Annotated in this window: 23 protein-coding genes; 19 read left to right on the top strand and 4 right to left on the bottom strand. The window is 46.7% G+C overall.

Annotated features, from left to right (window positions below):
- Window positions 1-126 precede the first annotated feature (126 nt).
- Window positions 127-597, bottom strand: coding sequence for an AbrB/MazE/SpoVT family DNA-binding domain-containing protein (locus NLX78_RS12620; RefSeq protein ID WP_023990816.1), 471 nt, complete (start codon window positions 595-597; stop codon window positions 127-129).
- A 228-nt stretch (window positions 598-825) separates the two neighbouring features.
- On the opposite strand from NLX78_RS12620, the gene NLX78_RS12615 reads away from it, so the two are divergent.
- Entirely contained in the window at window positions 826-1,038 is a 213-nt protein-coding gene (locus NLX78_RS12615; RefSeq protein ID WP_330998691.1) for a carbohydrate-binding protein, read from the top strand.
- 66 nt (window positions 1,039-1,104) lie between these two features.
- Window positions 1,105-1,578, top strand: a complete 474-nt coding sequence (locus tag NLX78_RS12610; protein WP_061830466.1) for an Rrf2 family transcriptional regulator — start codon at window positions 1,105-1,107, stop codon at window positions 1,576-1,578.
- Between the two features lie 67 nt (window positions 1,579-1,645).
- On the opposite strand, the gene NLX78_RS12605 is transcribed toward NLX78_RS12610, so the two are convergent.
- On the bottom strand, window positions 1,646-2,737 hold the full coding sequence (locus NLX78_RS12605) for a diguanylate cyclase (protein WP_323873393.1): 1,092 nt from the start codon (window positions 2,735-2,737) through the stop codon (window positions 1,646-1,648).
- 224 nt (window positions 2,738-2,961) lie between these two features.
- Between NLX78_RS12605 and NLX78_RS12600 the strand changes: the two genes are divergently transcribed.
- From NLX78_RS12600 to NLX78_RS12585, 4 genes are read left to right on the top strand one after another with little or no spacing between them, the layout of a single operon-like run.
- Window positions 2,962-4,596 carry a spore germination protein gene (locus NLX78_RS12600; RefSeq protein ID WP_254350565.1) on the top strand — a complete coding sequence of 545 codons (1,635 nt, stop codon included), beginning with the start codon at window positions 2,962-2,964 and terminating at the stop codon, window positions 4,594-4,596.
- Window positions 4,574-5,815, top strand: coding sequence for a Ger(x)C family spore germination protein (locus NLX78_RS12595; RefSeq protein WP_250260197.1), 1,242 nt, complete (start codon window positions 4,574-4,576; stop codon window positions 5,813-5,815). Before NLX78_RS12600 ends, NLX78_RS12595 begins: the two co-directional genes overlap by 23 nt.
- 25 nt (window positions 5,816-5,840) lie before the next feature.
- Window positions 5,841-6,950, top strand: a complete 1,110-nt coding sequence (locus NLX78_RS12590; RefSeq protein WP_250260198.1) for a GerAB/ArcD/ProY family transporter — start codon at window positions 5,841-5,843, stop codon at window positions 6,948-6,950.
- Window positions 6,947-8,092 carry a GerAB/ArcD/ProY family transporter gene (locus tag NLX78_RS12585; protein ID WP_254350564.1) on the top strand — a complete coding sequence of 382 codons (1,146 nt, stop codon included), beginning with the start codon at window positions 6,947-6,949 and terminating at the stop codon, window positions 8,090-8,092. The genes NLX78_RS12590 and NLX78_RS12585 overlap by 4 nt, the downstream gene beginning before the upstream one ends.
- On the opposite strand, the gene NLX78_RS26890 is transcribed toward NLX78_RS12585, so the two are convergent.
- The gene (locus NLX78_RS26890) at window positions 7,982-8,311 is read right to left on the bottom strand and encodes a YczF family membrane protein (protein WP_483311678.1); all 330 of its coding nucleotides are present in this window, start codon (window positions 8,309-8,311) and stop codon (window positions 7,982-7,984) included. The genes NLX78_RS12585 and NLX78_RS26890 overlap by 111 nt on opposite strands.
- Before the next feature lie 184 nt (window positions 8,312-8,495).
- On the opposite strand from NLX78_RS26890, the gene NLX78_RS12580 reads away from it, so the two are divergent.
- From NLX78_RS12580 to NLX78_RS12555, 7 genes are all read left to right on the top strand, one after another.
- Window positions 8,496-8,891: a Fur family transcriptional regulator gene (locus NLX78_RS12580; protein WP_023990809.1), complete on the top strand. Its 396-nt coding sequence runs from the start codon at window positions 8,496-8,498 to the stop codon at window positions 8,889-8,891.
- The gene (locus tag NLX78_RS12575) at window positions 8,867-9,706 is read left to right on the top strand and encodes a response regulator transcription factor (protein ID WP_250260200.1); all 840 of its coding nucleotides are present in this window, start codon (window positions 8,867-8,869) and stop codon (window positions 9,704-9,706) included. Before NLX78_RS12580 ends, NLX78_RS12575 begins: the two co-directional genes overlap by 25 nt.
- Window positions 9,707-9,716: 10 nt before the next feature.
- Window positions 9,717-9,842: a hypothetical protein gene (locus NLX78_RS26520; protein WP_257785376.1), complete on the top strand. Its 126-nt coding sequence runs from the start codon at window positions 9,717-9,719 to the stop codon at window positions 9,840-9,842.
- A gap of 10 nt (window positions 9,843-9,852) precedes the next feature.
- Window positions 9,853-10,266, top strand: a complete 414-nt coding sequence (locus tag NLX78_RS12570; protein WP_039271686.1) for a BlaI/MecI/CopY family transcriptional regulator — start codon at window positions 9,853-9,855, stop codon at window positions 10,264-10,266.
- Between the two features lie 2 nt (window positions 10,267-10,268).
- Complete coding sequence (locus NLX78_RS12565) at window positions 10,269-11,129, top strand: M56 family metallopeptidase (RefSeq protein WP_069290603.1); 861 nt, start codon at window positions 10,269-10,271, stop codon at window positions 11,127-11,129.
- Window positions 11,130-11,246: 117 nt separating this feature from the next.
- On the top strand, window positions 11,247-11,654 hold the full coding sequence (locus NLX78_RS12560) for a DoxX family protein (RefSeq protein WP_028540751.1): 408 nt from the start codon (window positions 11,247-11,249) through the stop codon (window positions 11,652-11,654).
- 154 nt (window positions 11,655-11,808) lie between these two features.
- Window positions 11,809-13,797: a methyl-accepting chemotaxis protein gene (locus NLX78_RS12555; RefSeq protein WP_250266867.1), complete on the top strand. Its 1,989-nt coding sequence runs from the start codon at window positions 11,809-11,811 to the stop codon at window positions 13,795-13,797.
- A gap of 94 nt (window positions 13,798-13,891) precedes the next feature.
- On the opposite strand, the gene NLX78_RS12550 is transcribed toward NLX78_RS12555, so the two are convergent.
- Window positions 13,892-14,872: a DMT family transporter gene (locus tag NLX78_RS12550; RefSeq protein ID WP_254350563.1), complete on the bottom strand. Its 981-nt coding sequence runs from the start codon at window positions 14,870-14,872 to the stop codon at window positions 13,892-13,894.
- 182 nt (window positions 14,873-15,054) lie between these two features.
- Here NLX78_RS12550 and NLX78_RS12545 point away from each other — a divergent pair, with 182 nt between their 5' ends.
- The 6 genes from NLX78_RS12545 (at window position 15,055) to NLX78_RS12520 (ending at window position 20,292) form a co-directional block, all read left to right on the top strand.
- Complete coding sequence (locus NLX78_RS12545) at window positions 15,055-15,912, top strand: LysR family transcriptional regulator (RefSeq protein ID WP_039271679.1); 858 nt, start codon at window positions 15,055-15,057, stop codon at window positions 15,910-15,912.
- Between the two features lie 69 nt (window positions 15,913-15,981).
- The gene (locus NLX78_RS12540; RefSeq protein ID WP_254350562.1) at window positions 15,982-16,701 is read left to right on the top strand and encodes a pirin family protein; all 720 of its coding nucleotides are present in this window, start codon (window positions 15,982-15,984) and stop codon (window positions 16,699-16,701) included.
- Between the two features lie 15 nt (window positions 16,702-16,716).
- Window positions 16,717-17,055: a hypothetical protein gene (locus NLX78_RS12535; RefSeq protein WP_039271675.1), complete on the top strand. Its 339-nt coding sequence runs from the start codon at window positions 16,717-16,719 to the stop codon at window positions 17,053-17,055.
- 179 nt (window positions 17,056-17,234) lie between these two features.
- Window positions 17,235-18,860, top strand: a complete 1,626-nt coding sequence (locus tag NLX78_RS12530; protein ID WP_250260203.1) for a spore germination protein — start codon at window positions 17,235-17,237, stop codon at window positions 18,858-18,860.
- Window positions 18,860-20,071, top strand: coding sequence for a Ger(x)C family spore germination protein (locus tag NLX78_RS12525; RefSeq protein WP_250260204.1), 1,212 nt, complete (start codon window positions 18,860-18,862; stop codon window positions 20,069-20,071). Before NLX78_RS12530 ends, NLX78_RS12525 begins: the two co-directional genes overlap by 1 nt.
- Entirely contained in the window at window positions 20,068-20,292 is a 225-nt protein-coding gene (locus NLX78_RS12520) for a hypothetical protein (protein ID WP_069290596.1), read from the top strand. The genes NLX78_RS12525 and NLX78_RS12520 overlap by 4 nt, the downstream gene beginning before the upstream one ends.

Raw genomic sequence — 20,292 nt, 5'->3', positions numbered from 1 at the left:
GATACAGAGTAAGGGACACATCCACGGATATGCACCTTACTCTATATCTGGCCATCGTAGTTGCGATGAAAATGATAGGCTTGCGAGTACATAGTATATGATCTTGGGATATTGTTTTGAGAAGGTTTAGAGTAGCTTTTTCAACTGGGACACCCGGCCTTGAGAAATATCTAGCATTTCTGCATATACTTTTTGTGGCAGGTTCGGGTGTTCCTGAATTAGCTTGCGTAGCTTTTTTACCATTTCACCTTGTTGCACTCTAGATTGCTTGGGTTGCCAGGTTGTGTTGGTTCGGGTCGGCTTAGAATCTTCTTGAGCCTGGATAGCATCGGTGCTTGTGGCATGCACATTTTCATCGGTCTTTAATACCTGGATGCACTCTGCGCAAATAAAGCTGTCGCGAAAATAAGTTAAATGATCCACCGCGCCGCAAAATTTGCAGGAGACACCGGTGTATTTTCTTAGTACAAACCCTTCTTCATCTACGAAAAATTCAAGTGAATCACCGATATTGATATCCATTGTGGTCCGCATTTCCTTAGGAAGTACAATCCGGCCCAATTGATCTAGAGGCCGTGTCATTCCAGTATTTTTCATTAGAGCTTCCTCCTTCCATGATATATCCTGATTATACCAAAAAATATTATTTTTAGCTTTGTATATTGAAGGTAAAATACAACTTTTTTTGTCTTTATGCTGCGGTCTCTCTTTCAACCAGTATAGGATGTTTTCGGTATTGTTGCCGGGGTATCCCTTTTTAGCTATGATATATTAAAACGCTTTCATAAATAAACTTTTTATCATCTTAATTAAGCTTATGCCACAATTGAGCTGCGTTTGGATGCGCCGGACAACGAAGCTGTGGCACGTGTGAACGTGGGCAATACAGGAGGGGCGCAAGCATGGACTACGCTCGCGGAAGCGGTACATTCAGTCTCTGGCACACGTGATGTATACCTGTTGTTGAGCGGAGAAGTGCGGCTAGCTCATTTTACTTTGGGCGCTAATGCTACAGAGGATTCCGGCTTTCAGGCTTGAACTTACTTCTGACATCACGTACAATGCATTCAACGAAGTTTCTACAGCTTAGGGGTGTCATCTCATTTGAATAGTGAAAAACGACTACGCACCGCAACGCCCAAATGGCTTGGGGTGGCGGTAAAGGCGCTTGTCTATTTGGAAAAGCACGGAGAACTCTGTGCCAGCGGTTCAATTGCCCGTTCCATTGACTGCGAAGTCACTTTGGTGCGCAGGGTGCTGACGCGACTTGTACAGGCAGATTTGATTGCAGCACGCGAAGGTCGTGAGGGAGGCTATGTGCTTACCCGCTCGGCCGACCATATTACACTTGCCGATATATATCACGCCATTGAAATATGTGATCCGATTTTCCCGGGTATGATGCATGAACCGGAAACCAATCCTTTTTGTGAGGAGTTGGCGATAGCCGTATCCGAAATTTTAGCCGAGAGCGAACGACGTATGCTAGAAGTATGGGGGTCCCATACGCTGGCTTCGCTTGCCAATCGTACATCACTCGTGGTGGAAAAATGCAATCATAATGAAGATTCAAAATGATAATAGCCGATACGACTCTCAAGAGAGGGTTGTATCGGCTATTTCTATGAAATGGTCATGCCTCAAATTATATTTCATATGAGCAAACCCGGTTACGTCCTGCATTTTTAGCTTCGTATAGTGCTTTATCTGCCTGCTCCAGCAGGGCTGCCCCGGACATATCTTCCCCGGTACCAGGAAAGGTCGTCACGCCGATGGACACCGTGATTTTAAGAACAAGATCGTCCGCTAAAATAAACTCGTGCTGATTTACTCCACTTAGAATCTGATTAGCTATGCGCAGCGCTTGTCGAAAAGCACAATTCGGCAAAAGCACAGTAAATTCTTCCCCCCCGCTGCGGGTGACTACATCATTAGGACGACATTTTTCCATTAAAATCTGCCCAAGCTGGCGCAGCACTGCATCTCCTGCCGCATGTCCGTAGGTATCGTTGACTTCCTTGAAGTGATCAATATCCAACACCAGTACAGATAAGTGCTCATGACGTTGGCGAGCTTGAGGGAGCTTTTCTTCCAATGAAAACTCAAGCTGTCTTCTGTTGCTTAAATTAGTGAGATGGTCTGTGTAGGAGGTATGCTCCAGTCGAAGTAACAGCTCATTGGATGTGTTGATAGATTCAGCAATGAGGTACAGAAGACATCCGCCGACCATGGAAATGAAGAATTGGAGCGGATACACGTGCAGAACATCATCAAGATCTTTTAAATTAACCATCAGGGAACAAAATATAAAGCCCAAAGCAAAAATGTTCATCATAATCAGCTTGGGCAAACGTGACCACGACAAATGTGACAGTATAGCGCACCCCAGACCGGCAAACAGCATAAAAACAGCGCCTACGATGGCTTGAGTGTTAATACCAAACAGTAATAATCTACCTACACATATAAACAGGGTAGCCATGAGTGCTGCTGGGGCGCCGATATACGTTGCGGTAGCTACGATGGCCAAATGACGAAGATCGGCAATCGTATTAAATCCTACTGGAATTGAATAGTACATCATAACTATGCCGTAGCACCCAAAAAGGGCGCCTCCAATCCAATGTACCTTACGTTTCAAGGTGTGCAGTCGGATTTTATATCTTTGTGATATAAGGCCTGTTATGTACAAAAAGGTGACAAGGATACAGGTATTTACAAAAAACGTACTGAACAAGATGCTAACCCTCCCGAGAGGCATATTCCTTCATTTTATCAAAAAAACTGACATTAAGCTTGCAAATGAAGAATTTATTGAAATTTATTACGCGGGTGCGCTTATAGCGTTTCGTTCACATGTTTGGTGCATAACTGGGAATAGATTGAGCATACTCCAAAGATACAAGAATAAGGAAAAATGGGCGGTAGCTATTGCTGCCTTACTGGAGATGAGGTTTGCTCATGATTCGCTATCCCTATCGCAAACATAATAAAAAGTCGGGTGCGGACAGGAATAAAGAAAATTCTTCACGTTCTTTAAAGATCGAGGCTCATTTGGATACCAACTTGCAGCAAATTAAGGAATCGACGTCTAACAGCCCAGACTTCTTGATTCGCCGTTTTAATATCGGACTAAAGGCGGATGTTCCTGCCGCCATTGTATTTCTAGATAGTATGGTCAAGACGGATACGGTGAATGAGCTCGTCATGAAATCATTGCTTAGCCGCCCATCTGCCGAGGTGGCTGCTGAGGTAGAAAGTGCAGAAGAGCTTTACAATCGGATACAGGCTCATGCGCTGGAACTGGGTGAAGTGAAGGATTGCGATGATTGGAATTCCATGATGGAACAACTCTTGATGGGAGATACGATCATTCTGCTGGAAGGCTGTAAAAAAACCATCGCATGCGGCACACGCGGAGGAGAGACGCGGGGGGTTAACGAGCCCTCCACACAGTCTGTCGTCCAGGGGCCGAAGGATGGATTTGTGGAATCCCTGTTCACGAACGTCTCTCTTGTACGTCGGCGGATTAAAAGCTCCGATCTTACGATGGAGATGTTCAAAGTGGGAAGTACGTCCCTCACGAATGTGGCCATACTGTATATGAAAAATATTGCAGATTCAAGTGTCGTAGATGAAGTTCGCAAACGAGTAAAAGCCATCAATATTGACGCCATATTTGAATCCGGCATGGTAGAAGAGATGATACAGGACCAAAATCTCACACCATTTCCAACGATCTATAACTCGGAAAGACCGGATACGATTAGCAGCAACATTATGGAGGGTCGGGTGGCACTCATCGTCGATGGAAATCCATTTGTACTGGTGATGCCCACTGTATTTGCTCAATTTTTTCAAAGTTCTTCCGATTATTCGGAACGTTATGACATGGCAACTGTCATCCGAGTCATACGTTATATCAGCTTTATTATTCTGATTTTGGGGCCTTCTCTCTACATCGCCTTAACCACTTATCATTATGAAATGATACCAACCCCACTGCTGATCAGCATACTAGCGCAGCGGGAATCCGTCCCTTTTCCGGCATTTCTGGAGGCGTTTATTCTGGAAATCACCTTTGAAATCTTGCGAGAAGCAGGTATTCGAATGCCCCGTGTGGGCGGACAAACGGTATCCGTTATCGGTGCGCTTGTATTGGGACAAGCGGCTGTGGAGGCTGGAATTGTCACCCCGCTGCTCACGATTGTAGTAGCGCTAACGGGGATTGCCAGCTACGCGATTCCGGCATATAACATGGCGGTAGCCGGGAGACTGTTCCGGTTTGTTTTTATGGTGCTGGCTGCATTTATGGGGCTGTATGGCATTACATTGGGGCTCATTGCGCTGATCGCCCATATGAACAGCCTTCGCTCTTTTGGGGTACCCTACATGGCCCCTTTCAGTCCTTTTGTGCTGGAGAGTCAAAAGGATGCGGTATTGCGAATGCCATTTTGGATGATGCGGAAACGTCCTAAAAGTATTACATCAACGAATCAGACACGAATGAAGGATGGAAGCGGGATGTCCCCTTCCGATAAAACTTCACCGATGCGGGAGGGGGGCGTTCAGGGTGCATCTGGAGAAGGGGAGTGAACGAAACACAGTAACCTTTAAACGGAGAATATGGATGCTGAGTTTGGTGGGGCTACTAGTCATGCCGCTTCTCTCTGGCTGCTGGGATTCAGTGGAGTTGAACCAGCGGGCAGTAGTCGCGGCTATAGGCATTGATGCGGATGGTGAATCCGATTATGTGGTTTCACTACAGATTATCGTAGCGGATGAAATTGCCGGGGCTAAAGCCCGAGGAAATACCCCAGTTGTGCTGTATCAGCAAAAGGGAAGCAACCTTTTTCAAGTGATTCGCAAAGCTTCACAGAAGATTCCGCGGGTAGTTTCTCTGGCCCATGCGAGGATAGTCGTTTTTGGAGAAAAGCTGGCTCGACGTGGTATCGGGGATACGTTGGATTATTTGGAAAGGGCTGCGGAGCCCCGACTAACGATGAAAATGCTGGTAGCACGCGGTGAAACGGCCAAGAACGTACTGACATCCATGACTGCAATCGGTCGTATTCCTGCTAATGATATCTCGGGTAAGCTAGAAGCGTCCCAGCGTATGTACGCCGGGGATTACGCAGTGAGTCTAGACGATGTTATCCGGAGTATGTCCAATAAAGGTAGTGGCCCTGTCCTTACTGGTGTAGAAGTAGAAGGTAATTTGGAGCAGGCCCCCCTTAAGGCTAACGTGGATACTATTTTGCCCGAAGCGGTTGTTCGCATTAACGGTATGGGTGTGTTCCGTAAGGATCGTCTCGTCCATTGGCTGGACGATAACCGAGCTATTGGATTATCTATAGTAAACAATAAAGTGAAAAGTGCTGAAACCGCGTTGGGCTGCGGCAAAAAAGGTGAAACCATTGGAATCGAAACCTTGTATTCTAAAACACATGTACACAGTCTGATCGAGCAAGGGAAGCCGGTATTTGTTATTAATTTGGAGCAGACCGGGACGATTCAGGAAGCCGAGTGCTCGATTGACTTAAAAAGTCCAGAGGTTATGTATAGCTTGCAGAAACAGTGGGGAGAAGAAACAAAAAAAGTGATTACTTCAACGGTTAAGGAGGTTCAGCGTAGCCGTAGTGATGTACTCGGCCTAGGCCATGCACTGGAGAAAAGCCATCCTGAACAGTGGAAAAAACTCTCACCTGAATGGAGCCGCTATTTTGCAGAAAGCACCGTTCGTGTTCAGGTGACTTCGGTACTGAAGCATACACAGTCACGGACTAGCCCTTATTCAAAGGGAGAGTCCAATTAGTGAAATCGGGAAAGGAGGGAAGGCATTGAAAAAGATACAAATCGACGCAAAAGAGATGATTTCCCTGATGATGCTGTTTGAGTTGGGGACGTCCATGATGTCTATTCCCGGAAGAGATGCGGGCAAGGATGCGTGGATTGCTATTCTTATCGCCGCAGGTTTGGGAGCCCTACTTTTTCTATGCTACGGCAGCCTTCACCGCCACTTTCCCGACCTACTCATGACACAGTACTGCAAGGTGCTTCTGGGCAAAACTGCTGGGAGCGTGCTTGCCTTTTTATATATTGTGTTTTTTCTTTACGGTGGAGCACGCGATCTTCGAGATACTGGAATACTGATTGCCGACCGGACATTACAGCATACGCCGTTAACTATCGTCTGTGTCCTGATGATTGGTCTTGTTATGTATGTGATGCATTTGGGAATTGAGGTCGCAGGCCGCACGGGACTTATGCTGTTATTTTTGCTGCTGCTGCTGGGCTTCGCTACGAATATCATGATTTTATTGTCAGGCATTGTTCATATGAGCAATATATTGCCTATTGCTCAGCATGGCTGGCAGCCGGTATGGGAGGTTGTCTATTCACAAGCCTTGATGTTGCCATACGGTGAGATGGTCACGTTTGCGATGATCCTTCCCACATTAAAGAAAGGCTACCGTGCCAACGGGGTTGGGGTCACCGCTGTATTGTTGGGAGGCGCAATCCTGTCTTTTGTTACACTGTCAAATGTGGTTGTGCTTGGGGAGGACGTATTCAAACGGGCCACTTACCCGCTGCTTTCTATGATCAGCAAGGTGGAAATATCAGATTTCGTCGATAGAGTGGATGTAATTGGGGTCATGACTGTCATTATTTTTGATTTTTTCAAAATTTTTATTTTCTATTATGCGGCGGTTAAGGCTGCTGAAGATGTATTACGTGTTTCATACCATAAACTGATTCTGCCGTTTGGGCTTATCATGCTTGTTTCTTGCGTGTTGATGGCTCAGGGCTATCAAGAACATCTTACAACAGGCAAGTTTGTACTGAAATGGGTGTTTCCGATATTTGCTGTGTTCTTTCCTTTCTTGTTGCTTATGGTGTCATGGCTGAAAAAGTTTCGCAACAAAAAAAGAAAGGAGTATGCCTCGTGAGTCATCGTCTTGAAAACAAAACATACATCAGCACGGGGCAATTGCTCATTCTTATGTTTCATTTTCTTACAGGCAACGCAATTACCATTAATATGGATAGTTATATGCAGCGGGACACCTGGATTATCCAACTCGTTGCTATGATTCTGGGTATGGTATTGTTCCGAATGTACTGCTACACAGCTGAAACGTTCCCTGGTAAGCCTCTCACAACCTATGCTAGCGAATTGGTCGGTCATGCATGTGGAACAGTCATGGGAGTATTATATATTTTGTTTTTTTTATTTCTAACAGGCGGGAATTTGCGCGATGAGACAGAGCTAATTCGTATTTCCGTACTGGAGCAAACGCCCAACCTCGTCGTTGCCTTCCTTATGGTTTTGTGCGTAATGTATGTCCTTTGGTTAGGATTTGAAGTATTAGCTCGAACAGGACAAATCATGCTTATTGCAGTGGTGACCGTCATTTTTGTGGGAAATGTACTGTTGATTTTATCGGACAGCATTCATTTGCATGAGCTGACGCCGGTGATGGAGCATGGTTTTAAATCTGTGCTTCATTCAGCCATTCGGGAACATTTGGCATTTCCATACGCAGAAATGATTTGTTTTATGATGTTCGTGCCCCATTTGGAAAAAACGTCGCAGATGGCCAGAACAGGCTATGCGGGCATTATCGTAGGTGGTTTCGTTTTAGCTGAAGCCGCAATACTAAATGTGGCTGTTATGGGCACTGACATTGCACAGCGCTCCATCTTTCCTTTACTCAGCACATTTGGGAATGTACAATTTTCAGAATATTTACAACGTCTGGATGTGATTGTTCTGATGACGATGATTGTGGGCGATTTTTTTAAAATTGCCCTGTTCTTCTATGCTGCGGTGCTCGGGATCTCCGATATTTTTAACCTCCCCTACCGGAAAACACTACTTTTTGTCGGGATCATTGTCTTACTGTGGTCACAGGTACAAACACCCAGCATGATTGAGCACCTTTCTCTTGCACGATTATCTTTTATTTATATTCATCCGTTATTTGTTTTCATCTTTCCCTTGCTGCTCTTTTTGGCCGCTCTTTTGCATCGAAGCAGAGTTAGAACCCGAGGAAGAAGCGGAAACTTTAAGAAAACGGGACCATCGTGAAAAAAGGAAGTGAAATCCGTATTTAATTTGTTTTTTTGCCACGGTCACAAAGAATACGAGCAGCATTCCTGCCAAGACGATATATTCGGATGGACGCATAGTGCTAAAAGCCAATGCCATCGGCTCCCACGGGGTATGAGTACTGAATAGCCAGTTCACTAGCAGATTGGTGCCGAGCATAAGCATCATAAAGAGTGTGAATATCCACAGTATTTTCATAAAATATTCCTCCGATGTGTATGAGCTGAGATGTACCATGTATACATTGTGTTGCAAAGCCGTTCAATTTATCCGATCCCATTGACTTGAAATAAATTAAGATTTATACTTATTCTAAATTGATCTTTATTATGATTGTAAGTTTGTAATTAATATAATCTGCGTTGGTTAAGGGAGATGCGGCATGAGAACTTTAAATTTAACTTCGCAGCGCCAAGCGGTATATGATGTGGTTCGTGAAGCCCACGATCATCCTACTGCGGCCGATGTTATGAATCGGTTGATGGAGCGCGGATATAATCTAGCCTATGGAACGGTATATAATTCACTGCGTTATTTGACGGATAAGGAATTAATCCGTGAATTGAAGCTGGGGGAAGCTGCTAGTCGTTATGACGGACGGATGGACGATCATCAGCATATTATTTGTCAGGTTTGCGGCCGGGTAGATGAAGTAATGAGTGAAGTCCCCCATGATTGGATTGACACGGTTGCGCATGAAACGGGGTATAATATTGCCCATGCCCATGTCGTATTCGGAGGAGTGTGTAAGGAATGCCAAAGCAAGCGAATCAGATAACGAATCGTTTCAAAGTGGCTGACATGCCTAGACGGGTGAAGGGCAGTTGGACATCGATGTTAGCAGCTCCCTCTACACCTACGGTGCAGACCGTTCCCTCCAATGAGCCTTTGTATTGTCCGACCACACGTCGTATCATTCTAATCAGTTCGGTACCGGGTGTAGTTCACGGGTTGGTGCGTACGTTGTCAGATGCGTGTTTTGATGTGATGGTTTTTCATCGCTGGGAGCCTGAAGTGCAGCGTCATCTGGGAAGCGATCTGTTGATTTACGATTTGACCGCCACCGAACCACAGAATGAATTACTGGATATCCGCAATCGTCTGGAGGTAGAACACATGAAAGACACACCGGTTATGTACGTGGTTCAGGATCGGGTGTCTGTACATGCGAATGAGCTGCTTCCTTCAGAAGAGGTGCTGGTGTGGCCGCTGGCTTCCAATCATATGGTGCATGACATTGAACGGATGATTGTACGCCATCCTGCCGTTTCCCGTCAGGCAGCGCAAGCCAGCCGTCGTACGGTGTTCAAGGACATCTGGATTGACCGAGATAAAATGCTGGTATATAAAGAAGAGAGTCAACTGAATCTGACTAAAACAGAATACGATTTGTTGCTGAAGCTGATTGATGCTCAAGGCAAAGTGATCTCTCGCGAGCAAATGATGCACGATATCTGGGAGACGGATTTTGTAGGCGGTAGTAACGTTGTAGATGTGCATGTCAAAAGTTTGCGTAAGAAGCTAGATGATCGACCTGCGGAACCTGAATATATTGCAACCGTAAGAGGTGTAGGATACAGATTGGCAGATTGACCTGAAAGTTATGAATACCGATGAATTTCCGCCGGATGGAGACATTCGGCGGTTTGTATATGATTCCATGAAGAAACTGACATTAGGTGTGACGGTTGACTTTAGCCGGATATATACACTACAATCGGTAGTGTGAGGTGCTTCTTATGAAACGACTGAATTTTAAAGCTGGCGAAACTGGGCTTAACCGATTTTTCGGGCCTCTGGAAGCCAAGATTATGGATATTTTATGGTCCACTTCGGATCGGAGTATCAAAGAAGTGCAGACCGCGTTGGAGGGGGATCGGGACTTTAACTTCAATACGGTAATGACCGTGATGAACCGTTTAGTGGACAAGGGGATACTGAGTAAGAGTATACGTGGGAGAACGTCTTTATATCGTCCAGTTTTAAGTAGGGAAGAGTTCATGGATGAGCAATCCAAGGGACTCAGTCACGAATTGGTGGATGAATTTGGTCCGCTTGCTGTCAATCATATGATTGATGCTCTGGAGGTGGCCGATCCGAAGTTGATCGAACGTCTGGAACAAAAAATTAAACAATGGAAAAAGGATATGTAGCGATGTGGAAAACACGTTCTAAATTACTGTTTACAGCAGGCGCCTTGATTTCGGGTTTCGCCCTTATACAGATGGGTATGTACGCCGGGCAGCATGTTTTCGGCTGGAAATTGAATTATAACGTGTTTCAAATTTGCAGAAGTTTGTTGCAGCACTACGGAATTGGCTACATGGTGGATGCGCTCAGCGGGCTGGTTTTCGTTACCTTTGCTATCGCTGGAGGAGAAGCAGTCAGACAGTGTATGGCTACCAGGGCAGCCTTTCGCAGACTGCACCGAATGCGTGACCTCTCTCTGACCGAGGCACTGGGTGAGCGATATCGTGAACTCGGGACCGATCGGATATGGGTCATTGATTATGCCAAGCCAGCCGCCTTTACCATGGGATTATGGAAGCCACGCATTGTATTGTCCTCTGCACTATTGTCCGTACTGGACAAGCACGAGGAAGAGGCTGTCATATACCACGAAGCCTATCATATGAAACATTATGATCCGTTGAAGACCTGGTTGCTGCAAGTGTGTGCTAAACAGCTGTTTTACTTGCCGGTGCTGCGTCACATTACCAATCATTATAAGACGGCCCGTGAAATTTTGGCTGATAACGAAGCGATCCATCGAGCTGGTTCACCCGTTGGGATTGGGAGCGCATTGCTCAAGCTTCTGAGTATGACACCTGCCAATACTCGCCTGGTAAACTCGGCCGCTTGTTCCTCGTTTGCAGAAACGTCCATTAATTATCGTATCTCACGTATTTTAGACCCTCAGCAAGAACCTGTCATTCAAATGCCTTGGCGTTCGATTATGTTTTCCAGCTATGTGCTAGTGATGCTGACACTTATGTTCGCACTGGCGCTAATCTAGTTGGACAAGATGTTTCTTACGGGTGGCGCTTTTCGCGCTCCCGATTCTCGATGTGCAATACACTACACTATGTAGTTTGTTGCAGGATTTTTATACAATTTAAAAGGAGATGAGCAAATGAATCAAACGCTTATGAATATTGGATTATTGTTGGTACGAATCTTTACAGGGGTTATTTTTATCGTTCACGGTGCACAAAAGTTTCAGGGATTAGACGGAACCTCCGGCTTCTTCCAAAGTATCGGACTCCCTGGTTGGATGGCCCCTGTGGTCGCTACGGTTGAGCTGGTGGGAGGAATTGCACTGGTTCTGGGTATCGGAACACGACTGGCTGGAGCGGCATTGACCATTGTTATGATTGGTGTATTGCTAACCGCTAAAAAAGGACAGCCTTTTGGCTCGATTGAATTTGATCTGCTGATTCTGTTCACCAGCCTTCAGCAAGCGCTTGTCGGTGGACGTTTTCTGGCAGTGGATCAGTTATTTGGCCGCAAAAAGGCTGAAAACAGTAACGTACAGGTCTAAATGTTCATATAACCGCGTCCTTAGTCTTATAGGGCGCTTTTTTTGTTTTTCTCCTTTGTGAAATTTTATTGTAAATCATTTGCTACTTTCAACCGATATAACTAACACGGAATGTAATTCAAATATATTGTTTTATGAGCAAAGGGGAAAAAACATGGGAACAACGCGAAAGAGAAAAACGATATGGACACTCAGGAACAAGCTAAGTTTAGGCTTTTTACTTGTTTTGCTGATTCCGAGCTTAAGTATTTCCACTGCGACCTATAAATCATCATATAATGCTATGGAGAAACAGCTCCACGGGAGTGCGAATCAGGGGGTAGCGACAGCTAACTCCATTATTGAATACGCAATCGCCAGTAAAATTAAAGATGCGAGTTATTTGGCGGAGCGTCTGGACGGCTCGATGATAGATGGTCGAAACAGCCCTTTGATTCAGCCCAAGCTGATCCAATACAAGGGTTTGCATGAAGATGCCACGGATATTTTTGTTGGAACACCGGAGGGGCTGATGATTCGGGGGGTGCCCAAGGAGGATGAAGGGACATTTGATCCTCGCACACGCCCATGGTACATAGAAGCGATGAAGCAGCCCGGTAAGGTTGCAATTACGCCTGTGATCATCAATTCATCGGGTATTCCTGTTGTCGTAGTATCTCAGACGCTTTCCGACAAGTCCGGCGTTATCGGGATTTCTCTAAATCTGGAGAGTGTACGTAAACTGGCCTCTATCAAAGTGGGCCAGGAGGGGTATATCATCATTTTGGATCATACGAAGAAATTCGTAGTCCATCCTACGGCTAAAGCGGGCTCATCTCCTCAGGAGAATTCGCTTGATAGGTTGTATACTGCGCCGAGCGGGAACTTCAACTATATGCATGAAGGTCGCGAGAAATATTTGACCTATGTAACGAATACGGATACCGGCTGGAAAATTGCAGGTACCTTCTATCAATCCGAGATTAGCGATGCCACCGCTGCCATGCGTTATGTAACCATTTTCGTGCTGGCTGCCTCACTGGTGATTGCGCTTATCGCGATTTTCCTGATTACCCGTTCTGTTTTGGTACCGATTCGTAAGCTGCAAAAATCAGCAGAACGAATCAGTGAAGGAGATTTGACGGGCGATTTGGAAACTGGAAAAACGGATGAGGTGGGCGAATTGTCTGCTCACTTTCAAACCATGGTGGATAGTTTGCGCACGATGATTCGAAGCGTACACGAAACGACAGATCGGGTGAGTTCTTCAGCGGAGGAGCTGGCTGCGGGTGCAGATCAGACAACCCAAGCGATTGAGCATGTCACCATTGCTATCCAGGAAGTAGCTGTGGGCAGCGAACGTCAGGTGGAGAGCGTCAAGCACGGCTCCGTAAATATGGAGGAGCTTGCTCAGCAAGCAGCGAACGTATCCGAGCGTATGGTGGGCGTATCTGAACATGTGAAGATGAACGCCGAGTCGGCTCAGGAGGGCAGCAAGGCTGCTACGCAGGCTGTCCAGAAGATGCATGACATCGATGAGACCGTTAACGATCTCGGACAGGCCATGGACTCTCTCAATGAGCGCTCCGGTGAAATCGTGAATATTATCAGCGTTATATCCGGTATTGCCAAACAGACGAATCTTTTAGCTCTGAATGCGTCCATTGAGGCCGCACGTGCTGGGGATCATGGTAAGGGATTTGCCGTGGTCGCTACGGAGGTACGTAAGCTAGCTGAGGAATCAGCGAAATCGGCTACTTTGATCTCGGAGCGCATTGAAGCGATGCAGGTGGATATGAATCATGCTCTGGGCGCTATGCATCAAGCGCGGACACGGGTGACGGAAGGCATTGATTCGGTAACCACGTCTGAGCAATCCTTTGCGGAAATCAGCCAGGCCGTGGAACGAGCTATGGTACATATCAATGACATTACCGGAGTGACTCAGGAAATGGCACGGGGGACTGTAGGTGTCGTAGATATTATGAGCGATATTGCCCACATTTCGGACGAGGCAGCGAGCAACACCGAGTCGATCTCAGCGGCAGCTGAGCAACAGCTCGCTTCTATCGAGGAGATTGCTTCATCTACAGCGGACCTGAGCCAAATGGCAGAGGAATTGCGCGAACTGGTTGGACGTTTTCAGGTTGAAGGAAAATCCTAAAATGATAAAAAGCGCCCGGATACAGGAGATTGCACTCTGTATCCGGGCGCTTTTTAATGTGTTTAGCATAATTTCTGGTTTGCAGGGTTAGAAGTTAACGTTGGAAGGACTTGCGGCGATCCAGACGGAAACGGACATCCCGTGAGCTGTCGGAAGGACGCAGCGAACTTCTCTGAAACATATTGTTCAGAATCAGTGCGAAAATGACTAGCACTGTCCCATATAGTTCAAAACGGCTAATGACATAACCTTGGAAGTACATGAGTACCAGCGTGGTGATCGGTACAAAGTTAATAAATAGAATTCCGTTCAGTGGAGACAGCTTTCGGATTCCGGCATTCCAGCTAAGCAGGGCAGCTAGTCCTGGAAGCAGGATCATAAAGCTCATTTCGTATTTAACTGACCACACAGCCTGCCAGTCCGGCACCACAATCCAGTTGAAAGCAGAGGCAAATGTGACGACTACGAAGGAGACGAGAGTTCCCAGCAGGCAGGTTAGGGTTGAATACCGAAGAGTAGACCATCCTGCAAAGTGGCTGCCTCCCATGGAATATAAGACCCATCCGACGACGCCTACGAAAATAAGCAGCAGCGGCAGTAAATGTTGTCCGGCAAGTGTGAAAAAGGTCCATTTTCCGTTCGTGATCACAAGTAAAGCCCCAGCCAGCGCAATCACCATGCTGATTAGTGTATATTTCGGAGGCATTTTACGGGTCATGATCCACACCATCGCAATGGAAATCATCGGCATTAGCACTTCCATTATAGAAGCTACCAGAGTACCTGCTGCCCCCATCGCGTGCTGTCCCTGGAAAACGGCCATATTATAAATGGTGAATCCCATGGTCCCAAAGAATAACAACGTCTTGCCCTTGCCCTCAAAGCGAAATGCCGTCCGTCCCTCTTTGATCCACAATAGCACGACTAAAATGAGTGTAACCGATAAATAGCGCAAAAATGAAAAGTACAGTGGATTGATATGTTGTAATGCAATGTGCGAAACCGGAAACATCGCCCCCCAGGACATACTGGCGATTAGGCATAATAAAGATCCGGTCATGATTTGTCTGTTCATGATGTACAAATGCTCCTCCTTGCCGGTCTCAGCGGACATATCTTATGGACACATCATAAAGGATAGGAAGCTGTTGGTAAAATGATTGAAAATAAACATTATGATCATTTAAAATGATAATAAGTGACAAGGCGCGTCAATTTTGGATGGCCCCTTGTCCTTCACAATAAGGGGGAGCAGTAGTGGATCTGAACGATTTAAACATTTTCCAGACGGTGGCTGCGCATGGCAGTGTCAGCAAGGCTGCAGCCGAGCTTAGCTATGTCCAGTCCAATGTAACGGCCAGAATCAAGCTGCTCGAAAAGGAACTGCAAACGCCTTTATTTAATAGACATAAGCGGGGAATGATCCTCAATGCAGAGGGCAAGCGTCTGCTGCAATATACGAAAAGCATTTTATCGCAATTTGAGGAAATGAAACATGCGTTTCAGAATACCTCTGCACCTTCGGGGGTACTGGAGATTGGCATTGTGGAGACTGTCATTGCCCTCCCGGCCATTTTACATGCTTACTATAGCAAGTACCCGGATGTCGAGTTGTCCCTCAAGGCCGGGGTTACAGAGTCTCTGGTGCAGGAGGTTGCAGAAATGCGGCTGGATGGAGCTTTTGTGACCGGGCCGGTCAAGCATCCGCTGATTGAACAGTTTGATGTGTTTCAGGAAAAACTGGTCCTCGTATCCCAAGGAGATGACTTTTCTGTCGAGGATCTTACAACCCGTCCACTCCTGCTGTATAAAAAAGGTTGCGGCTACCGGGGACGGCTGGAAACTTGGCTCAAGATGGAGGGGATTATTCCCAAGCAGATTATGGAGTTTGGGACATTTGAGACAATTATCGGCAGTGTGGCGGCCGGTATTGGAATGACTGTTTTTCCCGAATCGTCGATCAGCGGGCTGGTATCTCAAGGCCTTGTATGCGGTCATGCGATGCCTGAGCCGTACAATGAAGTAACAACGGTGTTTATCCGGCGTAAGGAAGCCTTTGTTACCAGTACTTTGCAGTCTTTTATAGATGAGATTATCACTCAGACAGAGGCGTAGCTTTATCGCTTGGGCTCGGTTACAATGAGAGGGATTTGATCTCATTTTTCTTCCTGAAGGAGGGCTATTATGTTTACAATATATCCGGCGGCTTCCCGATTCAGCTTCGATAAGGGCTGGTTGCGGGGAAGTCACAGCTTTTCATTCGCGGAGTATCAGGATGAGAACAATACAGCATTTGGCCCTATGCGTGTCTGTAATGACGATGTCATCGCACCGGGACGGGGATTTGGGGCGCATCCACACAGTGATATGGAGATTGTTTCGATTGTGCTGTATGGGGAACTGCGTCATGAAGACAACCGTGGACATGTAGCGGTAACCCGTTTTGGAGGCATTCAGCGAATGTCAGCGGGCCACGGCATCATTCATACGGAGCACAACGCTTCACAAACGGAGGATGTCAGTCTGCTGCAATTGTGGTTTAGCCCGCATACGAGAGGACTGAAACCGTCATATGAGGCTACAGCATTCAATCCTGAGCGTCTTTACGGTCAGCTTCTGCCTGTCGTTGCCGGAAAGCGCGTACCAGGCACGGAGGGTGAAATAGCTGCAATCAACCAGGATTTAACGATTTATTTAAGCAAGCTTCAGCCTGGAGAACAAGTAGAATTCACACAGGCCGAGGGTCGGCGCGTGTTCCTGTTCATCATCGAAGGCTCGCTGCGTGTGAACGGTGAACATATTCTGCAAGGACGCGATTCCGCTCGTATTGAGCAGGAGCCGAAGCCGAAGCTCTCACTGAAAGCAGAAGATTCTGTTTTTTATATGTTGATTGATTTGCCCTAAAAGGAGGTGCGCACAATGGCGCAGCAGGAAACATGGCTGATTAAGCATGCCGTCACGGGACGTAGCTTTGCTGACAGCCGCAAGCAGAGTTTCGATTGTCATTTTGAATCGGTGGACGGTGTGTTTCGCTTTACGCTTCAAGAGTTGCCGCGTGAGATGGCGGAGGCGATTGTGCGTTATAGCGGGGAGTTGAACGTATTTCGTTTTGTAACCCCGGTAGATGATGGCCCCCTGGTGAAGCATTGGTATTACGTCACCCCGGAAAGTGTGGAATATCATGATCAGACAGATAAGCTTACGTTCGAAGCTAGTTCTGAGATTGAATACCATCCCGAGGAGTATTGGGGCGATTAATCATTCCTTTATCATAAATTTTCAGATATATAATGGATTTCCGAAGGCTCTGCATCATTGCAGGGTCTTTTTGTTATCCGTTCAATATGTTGAGTTCATTGGATACATAATCCTTTGCAGGCTGGTGCATCCTATATGTCATATTATCTGTTCGGCTCATTCGTAAAGGGGGAATAACGATGAAGAAAGGGCGCTTTCCCAAGTTGCCGAAGCCACCGTGGAGCCGGAGAGCGATTCCAGCCGCAGACCGCAAGACACGAAATTCCAATGTGCCTAAAGGACTGCCTGAGTCTTCGTGGCTGGAACAGCCGCTACGTAGCAGTGTGGAAGACAATTTGATTGCTTTGCGTGATATTTTCAAGGATTGCTCTGATATCGTCTATCGAGAGCTCATGATTTCCCCTGAACGCAAAGGGTTGTTGGCTTATTTTGAAGGTACGGTAAAATCGGAGGATTTGCAGGATCATATCCTGCGGCCTGTCATTCTGGGTATGATGCTCAAGGACCCTGAAGTGAACGGCAAATTGGAGCCGCTGGATGAAACTCGTATCTCTATGTCCCAGACCAAAACGATGGACGAATGGAAGATGGTATCGGCAGCGATACTGGACGGCAATGCCGCCTTGTTCGTAGATGGCACGCCTCGTGCGTATATTTTTAGCGCCAAGGGCGGTGTCCGCCGTGGCGTAGAGGAACCACAGACAGAAGCGGTTATTCGAGGTCCGCGTGAGGGATTCACTGAGACTCTTCGCGTTAATACGGCACTGTTACGCTTCAAGCTGAAGACCTCCAAGCTCAAGATGTACAGCATGACCATCGGAACAGAAACTCAAACGAGCGTCGTCCTTACTTATATTGAAGGGATCATAGATTCGAAGCTGGTGGAGGATGTAAAAAAACGGCTCAGCGATATTAAAATTGATGGTGTTCTGGAGACGGGGTATATTGAGGAACTGATTGAGGATCATCCGTTTTCACCGTTTCCGCAAATGGAATACACTGAACGTCCGGATACCGTCACTGCGCAGTTACTGGAAGGACGTTTTGCCATTTTTGTGGACGGAACGCCTTTTGCTCTGATTGGTCCAGTCACCATGTGGCAGATGATGCAAGCGAGCGAAGATTATTACGAGCGCTTTTTCATCAGTAATATGGTGCGCTGGATACGTTTTCTTTTTCTCGTAATGGCTCTCTTTCTGCCCGCATTATATGTAGCGGTGACGACCTATCATCAGGATATGCTGCCGACGACGCTTATCCTGAGTATTGCGGCGGCTCGCGAATCCATCCCTTTTCCAGCACTGGTGGAAGCATTGATGATGGAGATTTCCTTTGAGGCATTACGGGAAGCAGGGATTCGTCTCCCCAAAACGGTCGGTCAGGCCGTCAGTATTCTTGGTGCACTCGTCATTGGGCAGGCCGCAGTACAGGCAGGAATCGTATCGGCGCCCATAGTCATTGTTGTGTCGCTCACAGGTATTGCGTCGTTTACCATACCGCGTTTTAACTTTGCCATCACGGTTCGTCTGCTGCGATTTCCCATCATGCTAATGGCGGGTTTATTCGGATTGTTTGGGATCATTATTGCGACAACGCTGATTGCTACGCATCTAACCAAGCTAACCTCGTTTGGTGTCCCTTATATGAGTGGATATAGCCCATACAACCATATGGATCAAAAGGATATCGTCGTCCGCGCGCCTTGGTGGAAAATGACCAAACGTCCTTCCTGGATTGGTAAAGACAACAACAAACGAGCGAAGGAAAAGATGAATGGAACGCCCAAAAGCGAGGAGGGATGGTGATGAAGCCCAAATCGAATACACAACAAATACGTAAAGTCGCTGTGCTCTGTTGTCTGCTGCTATGCTCTGTTCTCTTGGGAGGATGCTGGGATCGCCGTGAAGTGAATGATGTGGCTTTCGTGATGGGTACCGGGCTGGACAAGGAAGGCGATCAATACCGGGTAACGATGCAAATCGCTCTACCCGGACAACTCGGATCTTCGGGCAGTACAGGAGGAGGGGGAGGTACCAGTGGTACGAAATCCTACTATCTGGAGTCCAAAATAGGCCCAAGCTTTCGAGGAGCAAGTACCGAGGAACAGCGCGGAGTTTCGCGAACACTCAATTACTCCCATCGGCGGGTGCTGCTGTTCGGCGAGGCGCTGGCACGAGAAGGGATTAGCAAAATGATGGATGTACTGGCACGTGTTCCGCAGAACCGTCTGTCGTCCCTGGTTGTTATTACGAAGGGTTCAACGATGGAATTGCTTCAGGCAGATGCTCCGATAGAGCAATATCCAGCAGAAATGGTGCGTGAGCTCAATATTTCCTATATGAAAAAACCTCGTTCCGTTAAGCTGTTGATGAATTCCGTCCTGCTGGAAGGCGTTGACCCGGTGGTACCAGTAATGTCTCTGGTGAAGAATGGGCCCCCTAACCTTAAAGACAAGAAAACGAATATTCAGGTCGATGGACTGGCTGTGTTTCGCAAAGACAGGTTAACAGGAATTATTGATAACCACCTCAGTCGGTTTCTGCTTTTGGGTATGGAGCAAGCCAAGGAGACAGAAATATTTATTCCCCCTCCCAAAGGTAGAGGTTACATATCTGTACACCTCATCGAAAATAAAGTCCAAATTAAGCCCCATATTCAAGGGGATGAGATTCGAATGACCATTCATATGAACTGCAATGGGAATGTGAAGGAAAATGAGACGAGTTTCGATATTTCCAACGAGGAAAATTTGAAGTGGCTGGAGCAGCAGACAGCCGAGGAAATTAAGAGGGAGCTGGGAGAGGCTGTTCAGGTGATTCAGCAAAAGTATCGTTCAGACGTACTTGGTTTGGGCCGGGCTATTATTACGAGTCAACCGGATGAATGGAAACGGATCAAACCCCAATGGGAACAACTGTATCCCAAGGTGAAGGTCACCATAAATCCGGTCGTGCATATTGAGAATATCGGTGCGGTCACCAAACCATTCGGGGTCAAAAAGGAGCAAATCCAATGAATAAAGTATTTCTGTTACCTTTGGTGCTGGTTATGCTCTTCATGTATCTGATGGACCGTAAAAATATTCACAATGCACCAGCCATCAATCGCTGGGTCTCCCGCGTAATGTATGTTATTAGCATTGGTATCTGGATTTACGGAACATCAACGAAGAGCACCGTTTATGTGGCTACATGGCTAACCCGTTTTATTGACATGTGGCTCCCCCCTACGTTGTAA

This window comes from Paenibacillus sp. Lou8.1, from assembly GCF_024213565.1.
Lineage (GTDB): Bacteria > Bacillota > Bacilli > Paenibacillales > Paenibacillaceae > Paenibacillus > Paenibacillus polymyxa_B.
The sequence above is the reverse complement of the archived record's forward strand: the minus strand, read 5'-3'. Positions and strand labels throughout refer to the sequence as shown.